Source organism: Kurthia zopfii (assembly GCF_003143955.1).
GTDB classification, from domain to species: domain Bacteria; phylum Bacillota; class Bacilli; order Bacillales_A; family Planococcaceae; genus Kurthia; species Kurthia zopfii.
On record NZ_QFVS01000033.1, the window covers coordinates 1 to 15,650 of the forward strand.

The 15,650-nt window shown below is 34.9% G+C and carries 19 protein-coding genes; 16 read left to right on the forward strand and 3 right to left on the reverse strand.

The window, feature by feature from the left end; genetic code table 11:
* The first annotated feature begins 80 nt into the window (after positions 1-80).
* The gene (locus tag DF281_RS11140; protein ID WP_109350341.1) at positions 81-263 is read left to right on the forward strand and encodes a hypothetical protein; all 183 of its coding nucleotides are present in this window, start codon (positions 81-83) and stop codon (positions 261-263) included.
* A gap of 700 nt (positions 264-963) precedes the next feature.
* On the opposite strand, the gene DF281_RS15100 is transcribed toward DF281_RS11140, so the two are convergent.
* Positions 964-1,278 carry a CPCC family cysteine-rich protein gene (locus DF281_RS15100; protein WP_109350343.1) on the reverse strand — a complete coding sequence of 105 codons (315 nt, stop codon included), beginning with the start codon at positions 1,276-1,278 and terminating at the stop codon, positions 964-966.
* Between the two features lie 53 nt (positions 1,279-1,331).
* On the opposite strand from DF281_RS15100, the gene DF281_RS11155 reads away from it, so the two are divergent.
* The 15 genes from DF281_RS11155 (at position 1,332) to DF281_RS11225 (ending at position 13,296) form a co-directional block, all read left to right on the forward strand.
* Positions 1,332-2,015, forward strand: a complete 684-nt coding sequence (locus tag DF281_RS11155; protein ID WP_109350344.1) for an EndoU domain-containing protein — start codon at positions 1,332-1,334, stop codon at positions 2,013-2,015.
* 10 nt (positions 2,016-2,025) lie between these two features.
* Entirely contained in the window at positions 2,026-2,502 is a 477-nt protein-coding gene (locus DF281_RS11160) for a hypothetical protein (protein WP_109350345.1), read from the forward strand.
* A 232-nt stretch (positions 2,503-2,734) separates the two neighbouring features.
* On the forward strand, positions 2,735-3,307 hold the full coding sequence (locus DF281_RS11165; RefSeq protein WP_109350346.1) for a major tail protein: 573 nt from the start codon (positions 2,735-2,737) through the stop codon (positions 3,305-3,307).
* 13 nt (positions 3,308-3,320) lie between these two features.
* Positions 3,321-3,683 carry a hypothetical protein gene (locus DF281_RS11170; protein ID WP_109350347.1) on the forward strand — a complete coding sequence of 121 codons (363 nt, stop codon included), beginning with the start codon at positions 3,321-3,323 and terminating at the stop codon, positions 3,681-3,683.
* Between the two features lie 225 nt (positions 3,684-3,908).
* Positions 3,909-5,819 carry a phage tail tape measure protein gene (locus tag DF281_RS11175; protein WP_109350348.1) on the forward strand — a complete coding sequence of 637 codons (1,911 nt, stop codon included), beginning with the start codon at positions 3,909-3,911 and terminating at the stop codon, positions 5,817-5,819.
* A gap of 79 nt (positions 5,820-5,898) precedes the next feature.
* The gene (locus DF281_RS11180; protein WP_109350349.1) at positions 5,899-6,078 is read left to right on the forward strand and encodes a hypothetical protein; all 180 of its coding nucleotides are present in this window, start codon (positions 5,899-5,901) and stop codon (positions 6,076-6,078) included.
* On the forward strand, positions 6,066-6,842 hold the full coding sequence (locus tag DF281_RS11185; RefSeq protein WP_109350350.1) for a phage replisome organizer N-terminal domain-containing protein: 777 nt from the start codon (positions 6,066-6,068) through the stop codon (positions 6,840-6,842). The genes DF281_RS11180 and DF281_RS11185 overlap by 13 nt, the downstream gene beginning before the upstream one ends.
* On the forward strand, positions 6,787-7,608 hold the full coding sequence (locus DF281_RS11190; protein WP_109350351.1) for an ATP-binding protein: 822 nt from the start codon (positions 6,787-6,789) through the stop codon (positions 7,606-7,608). Before DF281_RS11185 ends, DF281_RS11190 begins: the two co-directional genes overlap by 56 nt.
* Positions 7,609-7,611: 3 nt before the next feature.
* Positions 7,612-7,803 (forward strand): hypothetical protein, encoded by a 192-nt coding sequence (locus tag DF281_RS11195; protein ID WP_109350352.1) that lies wholly within the window; start codon positions 7,612-7,614, stop codon positions 7,801-7,803.
* A 34-nt stretch (positions 7,804-7,837) separates the two neighbouring features.
* Positions 7,838-8,053, forward strand: coding sequence for a hypothetical protein (locus tag DF281_RS11200; RefSeq protein WP_109350353.1), 216 nt, complete (start codon positions 7,838-7,840; stop codon positions 8,051-8,053).
* A gap of 468 nt (positions 8,054-8,521) precedes the next feature.
* On the forward strand, positions 8,522-9,538 hold the full coding sequence (adhP, locus tag DF281_RS11205; protein WP_109350354.1) for an alcohol dehydrogenase AdhP: 1,017 nt from the start codon (positions 8,522-8,524) through the stop codon (positions 9,536-9,538).
* A gap of 71 nt (positions 9,539-9,609) precedes the next feature.
* The gene (locus DF281_RS11210) at positions 9,610-10,086 is read left to right on the forward strand and encodes a hypothetical protein (protein WP_109350355.1); all 477 of its coding nucleotides are present in this window, start codon (positions 9,610-9,612) and stop codon (positions 10,084-10,086) included.
* 130 nt (positions 10,087-10,216) lie between these two features.
* A complete protein-coding gene (locus DF281_RS11215; protein ID WP_178075283.1) occupies positions 10,217-11,164 on the forward strand; it encodes a beta-carotene 15,15'-monooxygenase in 948 nt (315 codons plus the stop codon).
* Between the two features lie 240 nt (positions 11,165-11,404).
* A complete protein-coding gene (locus DF281_RS11220) occupies positions 11,405-12,577 on the forward strand; it encodes a multidrug effflux MFS transporter (protein ID WP_109350357.1) in 1,173 nt (390 codons plus the stop codon).
* Positions 12,578-12,597: 20 nt separating this feature from the next.
* On the forward strand, positions 12,598-13,296 hold the full coding sequence (locus DF281_RS11225; RefSeq protein ID WP_109350358.1) for a hypothetical protein: 699 nt from the start codon (positions 12,598-12,600) through the stop codon (positions 13,294-13,296).
* Positions 13,297-13,338: 42 nt separating this feature from the next.
* On the opposite strand, the gene DF281_RS11230 is transcribed toward DF281_RS11225, so the two are convergent.
* Together DF281_RS11230 and DF281_RS11235 are read right to left on the reverse strand one after the other, a co-directional pair.
* Positions 13,339-13,962 carry a hypothetical protein gene (locus DF281_RS11230; protein WP_109350359.1) on the reverse strand — a complete coding sequence of 208 codons (624 nt, stop codon included), beginning with the start codon at positions 13,960-13,962 and terminating at the stop codon, positions 13,339-13,341.
* A gap of 113 nt (positions 13,963-14,075) precedes the next feature.
* A complete protein-coding gene (locus tag DF281_RS11235) occupies positions 14,076-15,107 on the reverse strand; it encodes a C40 family peptidase (protein ID WP_109350360.1) in 1,032 nt (343 codons plus the stop codon).
* Between the last annotated feature and the right edge of the window lie 543 nt (positions 15,108-15,650).

Genomic DNA, 15,650 nt, shown 5'->3' on the forward strand with positions numbered 1-15,650 from the left:
AATTTTACTGGAGATAGTTTTAGAGTTACAAACGCTTTATCGCGACAAAGATAAAAACTAAATTGAAGGCTGGCAAGCTTGTGTATTTTTCATTGCAAACTTATGCACTTTCTTCTTGCAAAACACAAGCGTTTGTTAAAGAATATGAGAAATATCACAAGTATACTTTAAAAAATGATTCTCACGCATTTGAAAATGAATATTACTACATGATGCGCGATCAAATCAACTTATTAAACAATCATTTGAAAGAGTTAATTTAACGAAGCAAAAGATCAAAGTGAAAACTTGATCTATTGCTTTTTTTGATTGAATTTGTCTGAAATCACTAACATAGTTATAGAAGGGGCGAAGGAGATGCTAGAGGAAATTTCATATTTTTTAATCAGAGGCATTTCGGTGCTGCGGAGATTGCGGCAGGGCGATGTAGGTGTAGGAAAATCGCATTTAGCAATGTCAATTTTACGAAATCTTAATGAAAAAAGGGATGTCGAGTGTTTGTTCATCAGTGTGCGAGAGATGATGTCAAAAATTCGTGATTCATTCGACAATAAAGAAATCAAATTTGATTTATGCTAGGTGGTTTAACTATTGTGAATACATCGGAAACTACTCACTTTCGATCTGGAAATGGTGTTGCAGATGTAAGGTATCTGTATCCTGAATGTGGACGTCAACGCACGATGATTACAAAGGTACATTGTAGGGAGTATCATCAAATGGAAAGGAACGAACTGTTTGCGCAATATAGCTTTTAAAATATGCACCAGAACCCAAGGGAACTTTGTGAGTTGCAACAAGAATTACGTAAATTGCGAGGTGAAATCATTAAAACATTGGAGGGTCTATTTAGAGATATACATGCACTGGAAAATTAATACTCATAAGAAAGAAAATAGGTAATAAGTAATAAAGGTAGCCCTAAAACTTTTAAATATAAAGGGCCAATTAGTTGCTTATTCTTTATTTTGTTGGATATTCATATTCTCTGGGTTGCCTACAATAATCTTTTAACCTAGGTAATACACTTCCGAATTGTTGATAATTTTTTCTTGCCTCATTCAGTGTTAAGCCGTGGTTTTGATCGCTTTCTTCATTATTGCGTTGAATAAAACAATCTATCTCCCAATAACATACTGGACATCCGTAAGCGAGGGCATCACCATCATTCGGAATTGTAATAAATCCACAGCAAGGACACGGGGAATTTCCGACTATTTCAGATTCAGTGTCAAATTCATCACTAATTCTTTCTTCATAGCTTATTTTTGGCGTCATTTCTATTTTTAAGTACAGCTATTGTTTAAAACATACCAACTCAAAATGTTAATGTGGCAACTAAAGATGCTAAAGTATTAAATAGCTCTAATAAAGTAATAGATGATTACTTTAATAAAGTATTACAAGAAGATAAGAATAATGGTAAATTAAAAACATCAGGTGTACTCCAATGGGTGAAAGATGCAAGTAAGTTTGCAAAAGATGCTTTAAAAGCAGGTGTTGATTTTTTAGTATTAGATGATATTAATACAATATTTAATCCTAATGCCTCCAAGACAGATAAAGCATTAGCCGCTGTAATGCTTTTCCCAGCAGGTAAGGTGCTGAAAACTGGAAAAGTGGTAGATTTGTTAAAAGCATCAGGGAAAAAAGAAGTTGTTTCAGCATACGCTGGTTTAGGTAAGATACTTAAACACAATTCTAGAGGCGTACTTTTTGAAGGTAGTGGTAAAAAAGGATGGAAACATATCAAAAATGGTCATATTAAAGGTATAGGCGCAAAAAAAGGAGATACATTCTATCCTAAACACTTGAAAGAAAGTGAAATTAAAAATATAATTATGACGTCTTTAAAAAAAGGGAAATATAAAGGGAAAAGTAAGAATGGCAATAAAAGCTATCAATATAAGATAAATAAGTATGGTATTAAAAATATGAAAGTAATAGTAGACAAAAATAATATAATTGTAACTGCATATCCTATGGATGGAAAATCAGTTAAGAAAAAAAAGTAGGTGCTTTTAAATGAAATTAGTATTTGAAATTGAACCGTATGAAGACATGTTAGACGAACCATTCACGACTGAAAGTTATTTGTTAGATAGGATAAATATGTTCGTGCTTGAGAACAATAAGAGGAAGGAATTTTGTACGTCTACTTTCAATGGCTCTATTGTACTGGACATGGCTGAGGGATTGATTGAACTTTATGAACAGAAAGAAAAAAAATTTACAGTTGAAATGTATGAAAGTACATATGAATATACATTTACGTATTTCCAAAAATTACTAACTATTACGCGTTATGAAGGATACAACGGAGAAACCATCGAAGTACTAAAATGCCGTTTTGAAGACTTTGTAGAAGCGTTTGTGAAAGAATATGAAAAGTATCATCGCTTTATTTTAAAGCAAGACCCACATGCGTTTGAAAATGAGGATTATTGCATGATGAGAGATCAAATAAATACTTTAAACAATTATTTAAAGAAACTAATTTAAAAAGGCAATGAACCAAGTATTAACACTTGGTTCATTGCTTTTTCTTATCAAGAAAAGTAGGTGAATTTAGTGGCAGTTAAAAAAAAGTTGGTGAAAGCTGAAAGAATTACAAAAGAAGAACGTCGATTAAAAAGAAATTATAAAGACATTCAAAAAGACAAGTTGATGTTTTTATTGAGTCAGAAAATGTTTGGCAAAGAACATACAATATTATTTTATAAGGAGAATGAATATGTCAGAAAACAAAGTTGCATTTGGTTTAAAAAATGTACATTATGCACCGATTACAGTTGGGGAAGATGGAATTGAAACATATGAAGTGCCAAAGCGTTATCCTGGAGCAGTCGAACTATCTCTAGAGCCTAAAGGTGAATTGAGCGAATTTTATGCGGATGACACAGTTTATTATGCTGCAGCATCTAACCAGGGTTACGAAGGTACGTATAATGCAGCAGAAGCACCAGAAGATTTCCGAATCTCAGTGCTTGGGGAAAAATTAGTCGGTGGCCTATTAGTAGAAGATGCCAATATTAAACCTAAGCCAGTCGCACTATTGTTTGAATTTGATGGAGATGTAAAAGCAACTCGTCATGCTTTATACAATGTGACTTTTAATCGTCCAGGTCTTACTTCAAAAACAAAAGAAGATGCAACAGAGGTAACGACAAATGAACTAAGCTTCATGGCATCACCGCGTACTACAGACGGCCGCGTGAAAATCAAAACATCTGCTAAAACAACAGATGAAATCTATAACAAATGGTACACAGCAGTTCCAGAAGCTGTTGAAACACCGATTGTATAAGGGGGAAATATAAATGAAAATTCAAATTGGTAATAAAGGTGTTCGTTTTGAAGCGAACGCTCTTTTTCCTGTTAAATATAAATCTCTAACTGGTCGCGATATTTTTAAGGACATGAAAGAAATCGAAAAATTATCGAATATCACTGCTGAAACAATGGACCAATTCAATATCGATATTTTATTTGATATGGCATATGTACTTGCTTGGTTTGCAGATCGTAGCATTGGAGATCGTGACGAATGGTTACTATCGTTTGATGAGTTTAATATTTACGAAGTTTTACCGCAAATCACAGGTTTATTAGCAGATTCACTTGCTACTAAAAAAAACAAACCAGTAACATCGGGTCCAAAAAAGAAGAAACGGAAGATTTAACAACCGATCTGTATTTAGTTTTATGTAGAACGAATAAATTAACTCATGAAGATATGGCAATGATGACAATTGGAATGTGTTTGGAGTATATCGAAACATATAATGAAGTACATCATCCGAGTCAGAAAAAGAAAGAATCAAGAAATGCGCAACAACATGATTTTGATGCCTTTTAGAGAGTGCCTTTGCATTCTCTTTTTTTTATGTGTCTAAAGAGGTGAGTAGATGGCAGGTAATATTAAAGGGATTACGATTGAATTAAATGGTGATAGTACAAAGCTCACGAGTGCAATAGACGGTGTTAAAAGACAGTCTATTGGATTACAAAGCGAATTAAAAGAAGTCGATAAACTATTAAAATTCAATCCTGGTAACGCAGATTTAGTTGCTCAAAAACAACAGAATTTATCAAAGCAAATTGAAGCAACTGCACAAAAGTTGGATGTACTAAAACAAGCACAACAACAAGTTGAAGCACAATTCGCTGCAGGTACATTAAGCGAAGAAAAGTACAATGCTTTCCAACGAGAAGTCATTAATACTGAAATGGCACTCAAAAATTATAAAGTACAGCTGGAAACAGTAAATACTTCGCAACAAGAACTGAAAAGCAAAACGCAACAGTTAGAAACGCTATTTAAGGCAACTGATACAACGATTGATCAGTACGCTAATACAATTGGAGTGGATTTACTTCAGGCAATTAAGTCTGGATCGGCATCTTCAAAACAATTAGATTCCGCATTAAATCAAATCGGTAAGGCGGCACTTGGTAGCGAAATAGATGTTGAAAAAATGAAGCGAGCATTGGCAACCGTTGATGACGGCGCATCTTTAAAAGAAGTTCAAAAAGATTTAAGTAAAGTTGCGAAAGAAGCCAATAGCGCAGAAATTGAAGTTAATAGCTTTGGCGATACCATAAAAGATGTCATTACTGGTTTAGCAACAGGTGGTGGGATTGCTGCAGTCGTATCACAAGCACTTGATGTTTCATCATTAAATACAAAAATAGATATAACATTAGATGTACCAGAAGAATCTAAGGCAAGTGTACGAGAAGCTATTAAAGGTGTGGAAACATACGGAGTAGATGCAGAAGCAGCGCTTCAAGGTGTTCAACGACAATTTGCGCTGAATAAGAATGCATCTGATGAAGCGAATAGCGCAATTATCGAAGGAGCTGGAGTGATAGCTTCTAGTTTTGCAGGAGTAGATTTTACAGAATTAGTTCAAGAAACTAATGAGTTGGCTGCAGGGTTGAAAATATCAAATGAAGATGCACTTGCGTTAACAAACGTATTGTTGAAAACGGGTTTTCCTCCTGAACAATTAGATACTATTTCTGAATACGGATTGCAAATGAAGCAAGCAGGATATTCAACTGCTGAGATTCAAGCAATTTTTGAACAAGGTATAGATACGAAAAGTTGGAATATTGATAATTTAAATGATGGTGTTAAAGAAGCAAGGTTACAAATGTCCTCCTTTGGTCAAGAAGTACCTAAAGCATTAGGTGATTTGCTTTCAAAGACAGATATTTCTTCGAAAAAATTTCAACAATGGGGAAAAGATGTTGCAAATGGTGGAGATAAAGGTTCAAAAGCGATGTCAGAGATGGCAAATTGGTTGGGCAAGGTAAAAGATAAGAGTTTACAAAATGCACTAGCAACACAAATTTTCGGAACAAAATGGGAAGATCAAGGACCTAATATGGTTTCGAACTTAGAGGGTCTTAGTGATGCTCAAGATAAAACAAAAGAAAATCAAGATGAATTGAATAGTTCTACTGAAAAAATGAATGCTGATCCAGCTGTTCAAATGAGAAAAGCAATTATGGATATTCAAACAGCAGTTGCGCCTTTACTCGTTTCTATCGCAGAAATAGTGAGTAGCATTGCGAAATGGGTTTCTGAAAATAGCGCACTGGCTGGAGTAATTGCCGCAGTAGTCGTTGGTGTGGGTTTAGTTGTTGGAGTATTTGCTACTCTAGCACCAATAGTGATGACGATCGGTGCATTAATTGGTGGAGTCGGAGCGGCATTTAGCGCGGTATTGCTACCAATTATTGCAGTAGTCGCAGCAGTAGGATTAGTTGCAGCGGCAGTAGTAGCCATTCACCTCATTTTTCGAATTTAAAGGATATTTGTAGATATTTGATTGAACTTGTCTGAAATTTCTTCTAAATCTCTATCATAGTTATAGAGGAGTGAAATGGATGCGAGAGAAAAATTTAGTGGAAAATACGATTGCGGAAATTCTATATTTTTTGAATCAGGGGCATTTTGGTGCTGCGGAGATTGCGGCAGAGCGATTGCACGAACAGATTGTTGAAATATGTGAGCTTTCACGAGAGAAAAAAAGAAAGCAGCGGGAGGATAGATTATGGCGGAAATAACATGGATTAAATTGAAAACGGATCTATTTGAACATGACAAAATAAAATTGATTGAAGCATTACCAGACTGCGACACAATTTTGATTATTTGGGTGAAACTTTTGACAGCAGCAGGGAAAGCAAATTCAAATGGATTCATACTATTATCAGAAAATATTCCGATGAATGTCGAGGAGATGGCGACGATTTTCAACCGACCTTTGAATACGGTGAGACTTGCTCTTCAAACCTTTATGCGATACGGCATGATTGAAAAAGAAGGGGAATCCATCCGCGTTAAAAACTGGGAGAATCATCAAAATATCGATGGCATGGACAAAATCAAATTGCAAAACCGCCTTCGTAAACAAAAACAACGTGAAAAGCAAAAACAAATGCAGCTAGGTCACGTGATGTCACAGGACAGTCACGCAACAGAACTAGATCAAGAAAAAGAACAGAAAAAAGAAGAAAAAGAATTACCTTATAAGCAAATTATCGAATATCTGAATGCGAAAGCAGGTACATCATTCAGAAGTACAACAAAATCAACTCAATCTCTTATTAAAGCTAGACTTAATGAATCTTTTACAGTCGAAGATTTTAAATTAGTGATTGATCAAAAAGTTTTTAGCTGGCTACAAGATCCGCATTTTAGTAAATATTTGAGACCGTCAACATTGTTTGGCACAAAATTTGAAAGCTATCTAAATGAGAGGGTGAGAGGATTTGAAAGCAACCGCGCAAGTATTACCAAAGAATATTCAGATGACATTAACTTCTAATGAATGTTCAAACCATGCGAAACCAATACGTTTAATGATGATTGAAGGTGAAGAAATTTGCCCAGCTTGTCAGATTGCAAAAGAAAATCAAAATTTTGAACAGAGTCTTCAACAAGAAGTATTAAATCGAGCTGCCAAAAAGAAGAGAAACACTTTGTACAGGCATTCAGCTTTTGCGGATGAAACGATTCGAGAAGCGAGCTTTGGCAAGTTTATAGCGGAATCCGAAGAAGAAGCGAAAAACAAGGAACTAGCCATAAAAGCCTTTAATCATTATAAAGCAGGGAAGACTTTTACGACGTTATTACAAGGGGACACGGGTGTTGGAAAATCCCATTTAGCGATGTCAATTCTTCGTAATCTAAATGAAAAAATGGACAGCGAATGCATTTTTATAAGTGTCCGAGAGATGATGTCGAGAATTCGAGATTCCTTTGATCACAAAGAATCGAAGTATACCCAGCTTTATTTTGTCGAGTTGTTAGCAAGAGTCGACTTTCTATGTTTAGATGATTTAGGTGCTGAAACAGGGGCGATTACGACGAATAAAACGGCAACGAATTTCACTTTGGAAGTATTAACGGCAATATTGGAAGCGAGACAGTCGAAGTCGACGATCATCACCTCAAATTTGTCACGTAATCAAATGGAGTTAATGTATGACAAAAAACTTATATCACGTTGTCTTAAAAATATTGCGGTGATCAAGTTCGAGCAGACGCGCGACAAGCGAATCGTTGCATTTGATCTATTACAGGAGGTTTAACGAATGGAAATGAAGCCTATATTAATCGGATTTGATGGCCCTGAACCATATGCCATTGTCATTGTAAATCGTGTGAATTGTCGCCGTTTCAAAAAAGTGTGCTATGATGCATTTGAACTTCAATGCGTCGTTGAACAATATTTACCTGCGGAAGGATATGTTTTGGACGTATTAATGAACGAAGTCGTATTTTAATAGACGTTTTCAAAATTCAAGATGGAGGAATGACATGGAATTACTAGAATTGATTAGGGATCGCGCTGCTTTTTTAACTTTGCCACTCGTCATCATTATAATGTGCGTATTTTTAATTTATGCTACTTTAAAGAAAAAGTCGCTACTGCCTAAAGGTTTCAAAGTGATGATTATTATTGTAAGTGTCGTAATTATCTCACTGTCTGCAACCGCCATATTGTTAATTATACTATTCGGCAATAACGCTTGAAGTTATTATGTCATCTAATTTAATCGAAGAATCGAGCCGAATAGAATATGATTCGGCTTTTTATTTTGTGAAAATTCCGTCAACCGACTTTTCTGTGACATTTTATTTACTGGGAGCGGGCTGTAAAAACACGTTGGATCGATGAAAAATAAATTGTCATTTTTGCTGAATAGAGTAAATGTTTTATTATTTTAGAATCGTAATGAATCAGTCTTTTCGAAGATTTTACATTTGGTTTATTAGATAAATGCAGAAGACTGTACTTCACTGTTTCAGACAAAATAGTAATTCATCTATATTACTCAAATTTAGGTATAAGGAACTTCTAGTAACGGTTTTTTGCTATAAGTTTAAATATTTTGAAATATTAATAAAATAGTTAATAGTTTTTCCTTTTCATTATTTGGAGGAGAGGGTATGATGAATGTGTTCGAAACAAAATTTTTTGAAACGAAGGGAGTTTTTTAAATGAAAGCAGCAATCGTAACGAAAGATCATAAAGTAAGTGTAGAGGACAAGCAACTAAGAGCGTTAAAGCATGGGGAAGCTCTAGTGCAAACTGAATATTGTGGCGTATGTCACACAGATTTACATGTTAAAAATGCAGACTTCGGTGATGTAACAGGAACTGTATTAGGACATGAAGGTATTGGTAAAGTAATTGAACTTGGAGAAGGTGTTACTTCTCTTAAAATAGGTGACCGCGTGTCGATCGCATGGATGTTCGAAAGTTGTGGCACATGTGAATACTGTAATACTGGTAGAGAAACACTTTGCCGTACAGTTAAAAACGCAGGTTACACAGTAGATGGCGCGATGGCTGAACAAGTAATCGTTAGCGCAGACTACGCAGTGAAAATTCCTGATAATGTGGATCCAGCAGCAGCTTCATCTGTAACTTGTGCAGGTGTGACAACTTATAAAGCTGTTAAAGTATCAAATATTAAACCAGGACAATGGATCGGTGTATTCGGTATTGGTGGTCTAGGTAACCTAGCTGTACAATATGCGAAACACGTATTTGGCGCTAAAGTTGTAGCATTCGACATTAGTGATGACAAATTAGCATTCGCAAAAGAAATGGGTGCTGACGAAGTAGTTAACTCATTAAAAGAAGATCCTGTAGCTCGCGCGAAAGAATTAACAGATGGTGCTGGTCTTGATGCGACTGTAATTACTGCAGTAGCGAAAACACCATTCAACCAAGCAATCGACGTTGTTAAAGCTGGCGCAACAGTTGTAGCGGTAGGCTTACCAGTAGACAAGATGGATTTAGATATCCCTCGTCTAGTATTAGATGGGATCCAAGTAGTAGGTTCATTAGTAGGTACTCGTCAAGATCTTAAAGAAGCTCTACAATTCGCTGGTGAAGGCAAAGTTGTTCCAAAAGTACAACTTCGTAAACTGGAAGAAATTAACGAGATTTTCGAAGAAATGGAAGCTGGTACAATTACTGGTCGTATGGTTATTGATTTCACGAAATAAATGTTACAATAGAAAAGAGCAATCCTTTATTGGATTGCTCTTTTTTTATAGAAGGGAAAGGAGGAAGAATGATGAAGTTGAAATTCGAAATTGAGTTATATGAAGATTTTATAGGAGAGCCATTTCGTGTGGACGATTATTTTAATCAACGAATTAATATTTATACGATTGAAAAAGGCTATGCCCTCGACTTTTGTACGTCGACTTTCAATGCGTCCATTTTATATGACTTTGCGCAAGGTTTCATTGAAATATTCGAAGGAACGCGACAAGCATTTACAGTAGAAATGTACGAAAGCACTTTAGAATTTACATTTACATATTTCCAAAAACTAATTACAGTAACACGATATGAAGGATTTAATGGCGAAACGATCGAAATGCAGAAATGTCGCTTTGATGATTTTGTTGAAGCTTTCGTAAATGAATACAAAAAATATCATAAATACATAGCCAAAAACGATCCAAATGCGTACGAACATGAACACTTCTGCATGATGCGAGATCAAATTAATATATTAACAAATCATTTGAATAAACTTATTTAAACAGAAAATAATGGAGGTGAATAACTTGGTTTTTAGTAAACATACCGTACGTTTCATCTGGCCATTTTTGTTATTACTTGTCCTTTTGTCGAATTTTTCTTTGTATCACACAGCCGTGGGGACAAGTTTATTGCCGACAAATACTAATCCAGTAGTTTTAGGTTCATTAATTGACCTAACGATTGTGGCGCCAATTTTATTTTTAGTATGGCAACGGAAGAAGAGTTGGAAGCTGCTCCTCACTTTATTAGCAGGTGGGTTAATAATCGCTCGTTTTATGATTCCTATGCAATTTTTATCGCCATTTAAGGCACTTACATTAATGGGATTCGTCGTGGAAGCGGCATTTATTTTCCTAGAATTAGTATTATTATTAACGCTATTTAAATATTTGCCTGAAATTATTCGAAATGTGAAAAAGAGTTCTTTACCACTCGTTTTTTCTTTCTCAAATGCGGTAGACAAAAAGGTTAGAAAGCAACCAATCATCCACGTGATTTGTTCAGAAATACTCATTTTCTATTACGCATTTTTCTTGTGGAAGAAAAAGCCTGTGTATCAAGAAAATACTTTTACAATTCATCAAAAATCGAGTCTAATCGCTTTTCAAGTAATGATGATTCATGCAATTGTATTCGAAACAATCGGAATTCATTGGTGGTTACATGATCAAACCATGATCTTGTCATTGCTATTATTAGTGCTGAACATTTATTCAGTCGTTTTCTTTTTAGGGGATCTTCAAGCAATTCGCTTCAATCCTTTGCAAGTTGAACATGATCGTATCTACATTTCACAAGGATTAATGAAACGTATAGAAATCAAGTGGACAGAAATTGATGTCGTCATAGAAGACCGTGCTATATTAGAAAAAAAGCGCACTAAAAACACAATCGAATTTATCGCTCGTGATTTTGAAAAGACTTACCCTGACGTAATTATTAAACTAAAACAACCAAAAGAAGCAACTTTACTGATGGGAATGAAGAAGAATTATGAGCAAGTTGCGATTCGAGTGGATGACGCTGAAAGATTTAAACAGATACTTAAAATGAATTTGCAAAAAGAAATTGAATAACGAGTGAATAGGGCAGATTAGGCTGTCCTTTTAATGATTTCGGTTTGAAAAATAATATATTTCGTTTCGCATTTACATAATCATTAAAATTAGGTACGAGTGCAAGAAGAAAAAGAAATAATACATAATGAAAGGAGGTGATTTCATGAGTGATTTAGAAAGAATCAAACTTGTGAAACCACCTTTTCCCAAGCGTCGATGTTTTTCGTTCAGCTAACTAATTATTAGAGGGAGCAAAAAATGAAGAAAAACATCGAAAACAATAAACCAAGCATTTTATTATTAATAGTACTAGTAGGGTTTCCGCAAATAAGCGAAACCATTTTTAGCCCATCCATTCCGTCCATTAGTCGTGCGTTCGGCGTTCCAATGGATGAAGCCCAGTGGACAATGAGTATATATTTCGTGGCATTTGCTATTGGAGTCTACTATTTTGGCACACTTTCTGATCGGATCGGACGTCGTAAAGCGATGCTGATTGGTATCACGTTGTATATCTTAGGTAATTTACTCTGTGTTTTAGCAAATGATTTTACACTATTACTAATTGCCCGATTTTTACAAGCATTCGGTGCAAGCGTTGGTTCCATTATTACGCAAACGATTTTGCGCGAAAGTTTTAATGGAGTTGACCGTCATAAAGCATTCGCTCAAATTTCTGCGGCACTCGCATTTACACCAGCAATTGGTCCATTAATGGGTGGTTTCACAAACTATTACTTCGGCCTACAAGCTGTATTTTTATTATTAGTCGGATTTAGTGTGATTCTTTTGGCAACGACTTATGCAAAGTTGCCCGAAACAATCACTTTACCAATCACTAAAAAACCGCTTCGTCCAACTTTGAAAAGAATGATTCACGATAAAAGATTATGGGCATATTGTCTATTAATAGGTGGTTTAAATGGTATCATCTTCAGTTATTATTCTGAAGCAGCTTTCATTTTCACAAAGCATTTTGAGCTATCGACCGCAACTTTTGGCACTTTAGGAATTGTTGTTGCGATTGCAACGGTCATAGGCGCTTTGACTTCAAAGAAACTGCTAGAAAAGTTTCAATCGGAAACGATTATTTCAATCGGAATCGCCATTTTCTTGCTTGGTTCACTATGTGCGCTATTAGTGAGTTATAGTCCGGATAAACTACAATTGCTTGGTTTGATAATAAGTATATTCATCATATTATTCGGAGTAGGGTTAGCATTGCCTAACTGCTTAAGTCTTGCGCTTGTTGATTTCCAACAAGAAATTGGCACTGCAGGCGCAATTTTCAGTTTAATGTATTACCTTCTTGTCAGCCTGATCATCTATGGTATGAGCTATGTTCATAACGGTTCTATTACTGCGATGCCAGTGTATTTTTTATTGATTGGTAGCATTATGATGATTGTCAGTGTGAGGAAGGAAAAATAAAATGAAAAGGTGGATAAAATATGAATATTAAGAATGTAGCTTCCTTTCTAGCAGCTATTTTGGTGCTATTGGTATTGATTGCAGTTCCGAAGTATAGCGCAAACGCAAAATCGATTGCATTAGAGAAAAAAGAATACTCAAAAGTAATAAAAAGTGTAAAAAAGAAATATGGTATCTACAAAGGTAGCAAGAATGAATCTATGAGTGGTCGTGGATTGATGTATGTAAAACTAATTGACTTTAATCAAGATCGATCAACTGAGCTACATATTATTTATGGTAAGAATAAGAAAGTAATGGACTCGACTGAAACACCACAATTAATCGAGGAAGTTTGGACGATTAAAAATAAAAAAGCAAAACGAGTTCATTATCAGAAACATACTTATTATGGAATTGTTGAAGATATTGAGCGTTCTACTGTAAAGTTCAAAGGAAAGAACTATCTTGTGAGTTTTGATCGATACAAAGGACTTTATATTACACTAAAGGAATATAAAGGCGGAAAATTTGTTAATACTGCACAAATTTCAAGAGCAAGTGACCCGACTGGAAATGAATATTATGATTATTGGAAGAAAAGTAATAAAAGCTCGAAATCAATTTCAAGAGTTCAATTCAATAAATTATATAAGCAATTTAATTTGAAGAAGCGAAATATTGTAATGTATTCAGAATCTGGCATGCGAAGAATAAAAACAATAAAAACATCAATATAATTAAACACAATAAACCCCACTCATTTCTGAGTGGGGTTTCGTTTACGGTAAAATGCGTTTGTAGGCTAATTTTGCATCATTTTCCGTGAAGTACATATGTGTTTTGTGATCTTCAATGCGTTTTGTTAAGTCGTAAGTGTAAATGCGATTATCTTTTAATTTTAATTTGAATTTTTCTTTGTTTTTTTCGAAAATATAGCTGCCTTTGACATATTTTGCTTTGTAAAATTCAAGTGTGTCAGGCAAATTGTAGCTAGTATCTGCATCCGTTACTGAAAATGCGATTTCTTTTTTCGGAACGATTGAATGAACTGTGATTTGGTTGACGATCTTGCCTGAAGCACCGTATTCAAAACGTCCAAGCCATTTGTCCTTTGGTTTCGTAATTTTTAAACTTTTGCGCGGCACAAATCCTTTTTTACCTTGTGATTGAACAAGCACATATTTATGGCTTACTTCAAATGCGACAATTTTAATGACAGTAGCTTTTTTAACTTTTGAAACTGTTTTAGATTTTTGAGAAGGTTTTTCTTTCAGCTCCACATTTTTAACAGTAGTCGCTAGGAAATTAACCTTCTTAGGTGTAGCGGCAAAAGACTCTGCTGGTTGCGTGAAAATGAACAACAGTAAAGCAATTAAAGGTAATAATAAAACTTTCTTCTTCATTTTATTCCTCCATTCCTTATTTTGGATATCATATCTTTTGTGTAAAAAAATGTCAATAAATAAGAAAAAAAGACTTCGGAAATTATCCGAAGTCGTAAAATGGAGCGTTTTTATTAAAATCTTTTATATCCTGCAAAGTGAGCTTTCCAATAACTGTTGCCGATATCATCAATTTGAACTTGATCGCCAGAAGCGCTGATCATTTGACCGCCACCGATATAGAAACCAACATGTGAAATGCCAGCTTTATACGTGTCTTTGAAGAATACTAAATCACCATATTGAGGTGTTGATACTGAAGTTCCTAATGAATAGTAACCAGCTGCGCTCATGCGACCGTAGTTGTAACCACCTTGTTTTAGAGCATAGTCGATTAAACCAGAGCAATCGAAACCGCTTGTTGAACTACCGCCGAATACATACGGTACACCGATTTGACCTAGAGCAGCTTTCGTTGCGGCAACTAGACCTCCAGAGCCTTGAACAGGTGCTTCAGTCGCTTGCTGCGGTTGTGGTTTTTCTTGAACTGGGTTGCTTGTTTGTACAACATTCGATGTAGGTGCTTCTTGTGTTGCAGTAGCAGTACCATTTACTTTTAATGATTGGCCAACATAAATGATTGTACTAGTTAAATTGTTAACTGCCATTAAATTTGAAACTGAAGTGTTGTTAGCAGTTGCGATTTTACCTAGTGTGTCACCTTGTGCAACCGTGTAATTACCATTTGAAACTGTAGTAGTAGGTTGTGCTGATTCGTTTGAAACTGCTTTTTTAGGAGCAGCTGCACCGCTAATTGTTAAAGTTTGACCTGGATAAATCATCGTTGAGTTTAAATCATTTTTATCCATGATCGATTTATATGAAACGCCGTGTTTTGATGCAATTGAGCTTAATGTGTCGCCTGATACAACTTTATATGTATCTTTTGAAATTGACGCTGTTTTTTGAACTGGAGCTGAAACAGTTGTCGTTGTTTTTGTACTATTATATTGTAATGCTTTGTGCTGTTGTTCTTGTTGATAAGAAGTGTTTACTTTTTGACCGCTATTCGCCATCGCACTTGCTTGATCTGCTTGACCCACAAATGATGATAATAATAGTGATGACCCGATTGTAATTGATGCAATTAGTGATTTTTTAGACATGTATATGATTCCCCTTAATTGTTTTTGTGTTTTTTGAAGCCTTATAAAGCATACTATTTCAGTATGACAATCTCGTTAAAGGGAGAAATCGATTTTGTTACTTATCTTTCAAAAAGGTTAAAAAATAACAAAAATATATCATGTGCAACAGTTATACATGAAAACTAGCAAGAAAATAGGCTTATAGCGAAAGAGTATGACATTTTTAATGAAAATGTCATAAATATCTCATTGATATTAAATCACAAGAAATTAACATTCCAATAAATTGAGTGTTAGTTTTATAAGTCTTTTCACCTTGAAGAATAATTACCTTTCGTACTATTTTTTTGTGGCTTTATTAAAGAAATGAACTGGGAAAATTCGAGCGAGAAAAATGTCAGTTTGATCAAAATGAAAAATAGGAAATCGGGGCGAACAGTAGCTGAAAAAGCATACAAATGCTTATTTAACGTAGAAACATTCAAAATTATAGAGTGGGAAATTTTAAATAAACGACTTAATTTATTTGATGTAAATTAAGTTGTAAATGAGATTTTTCGC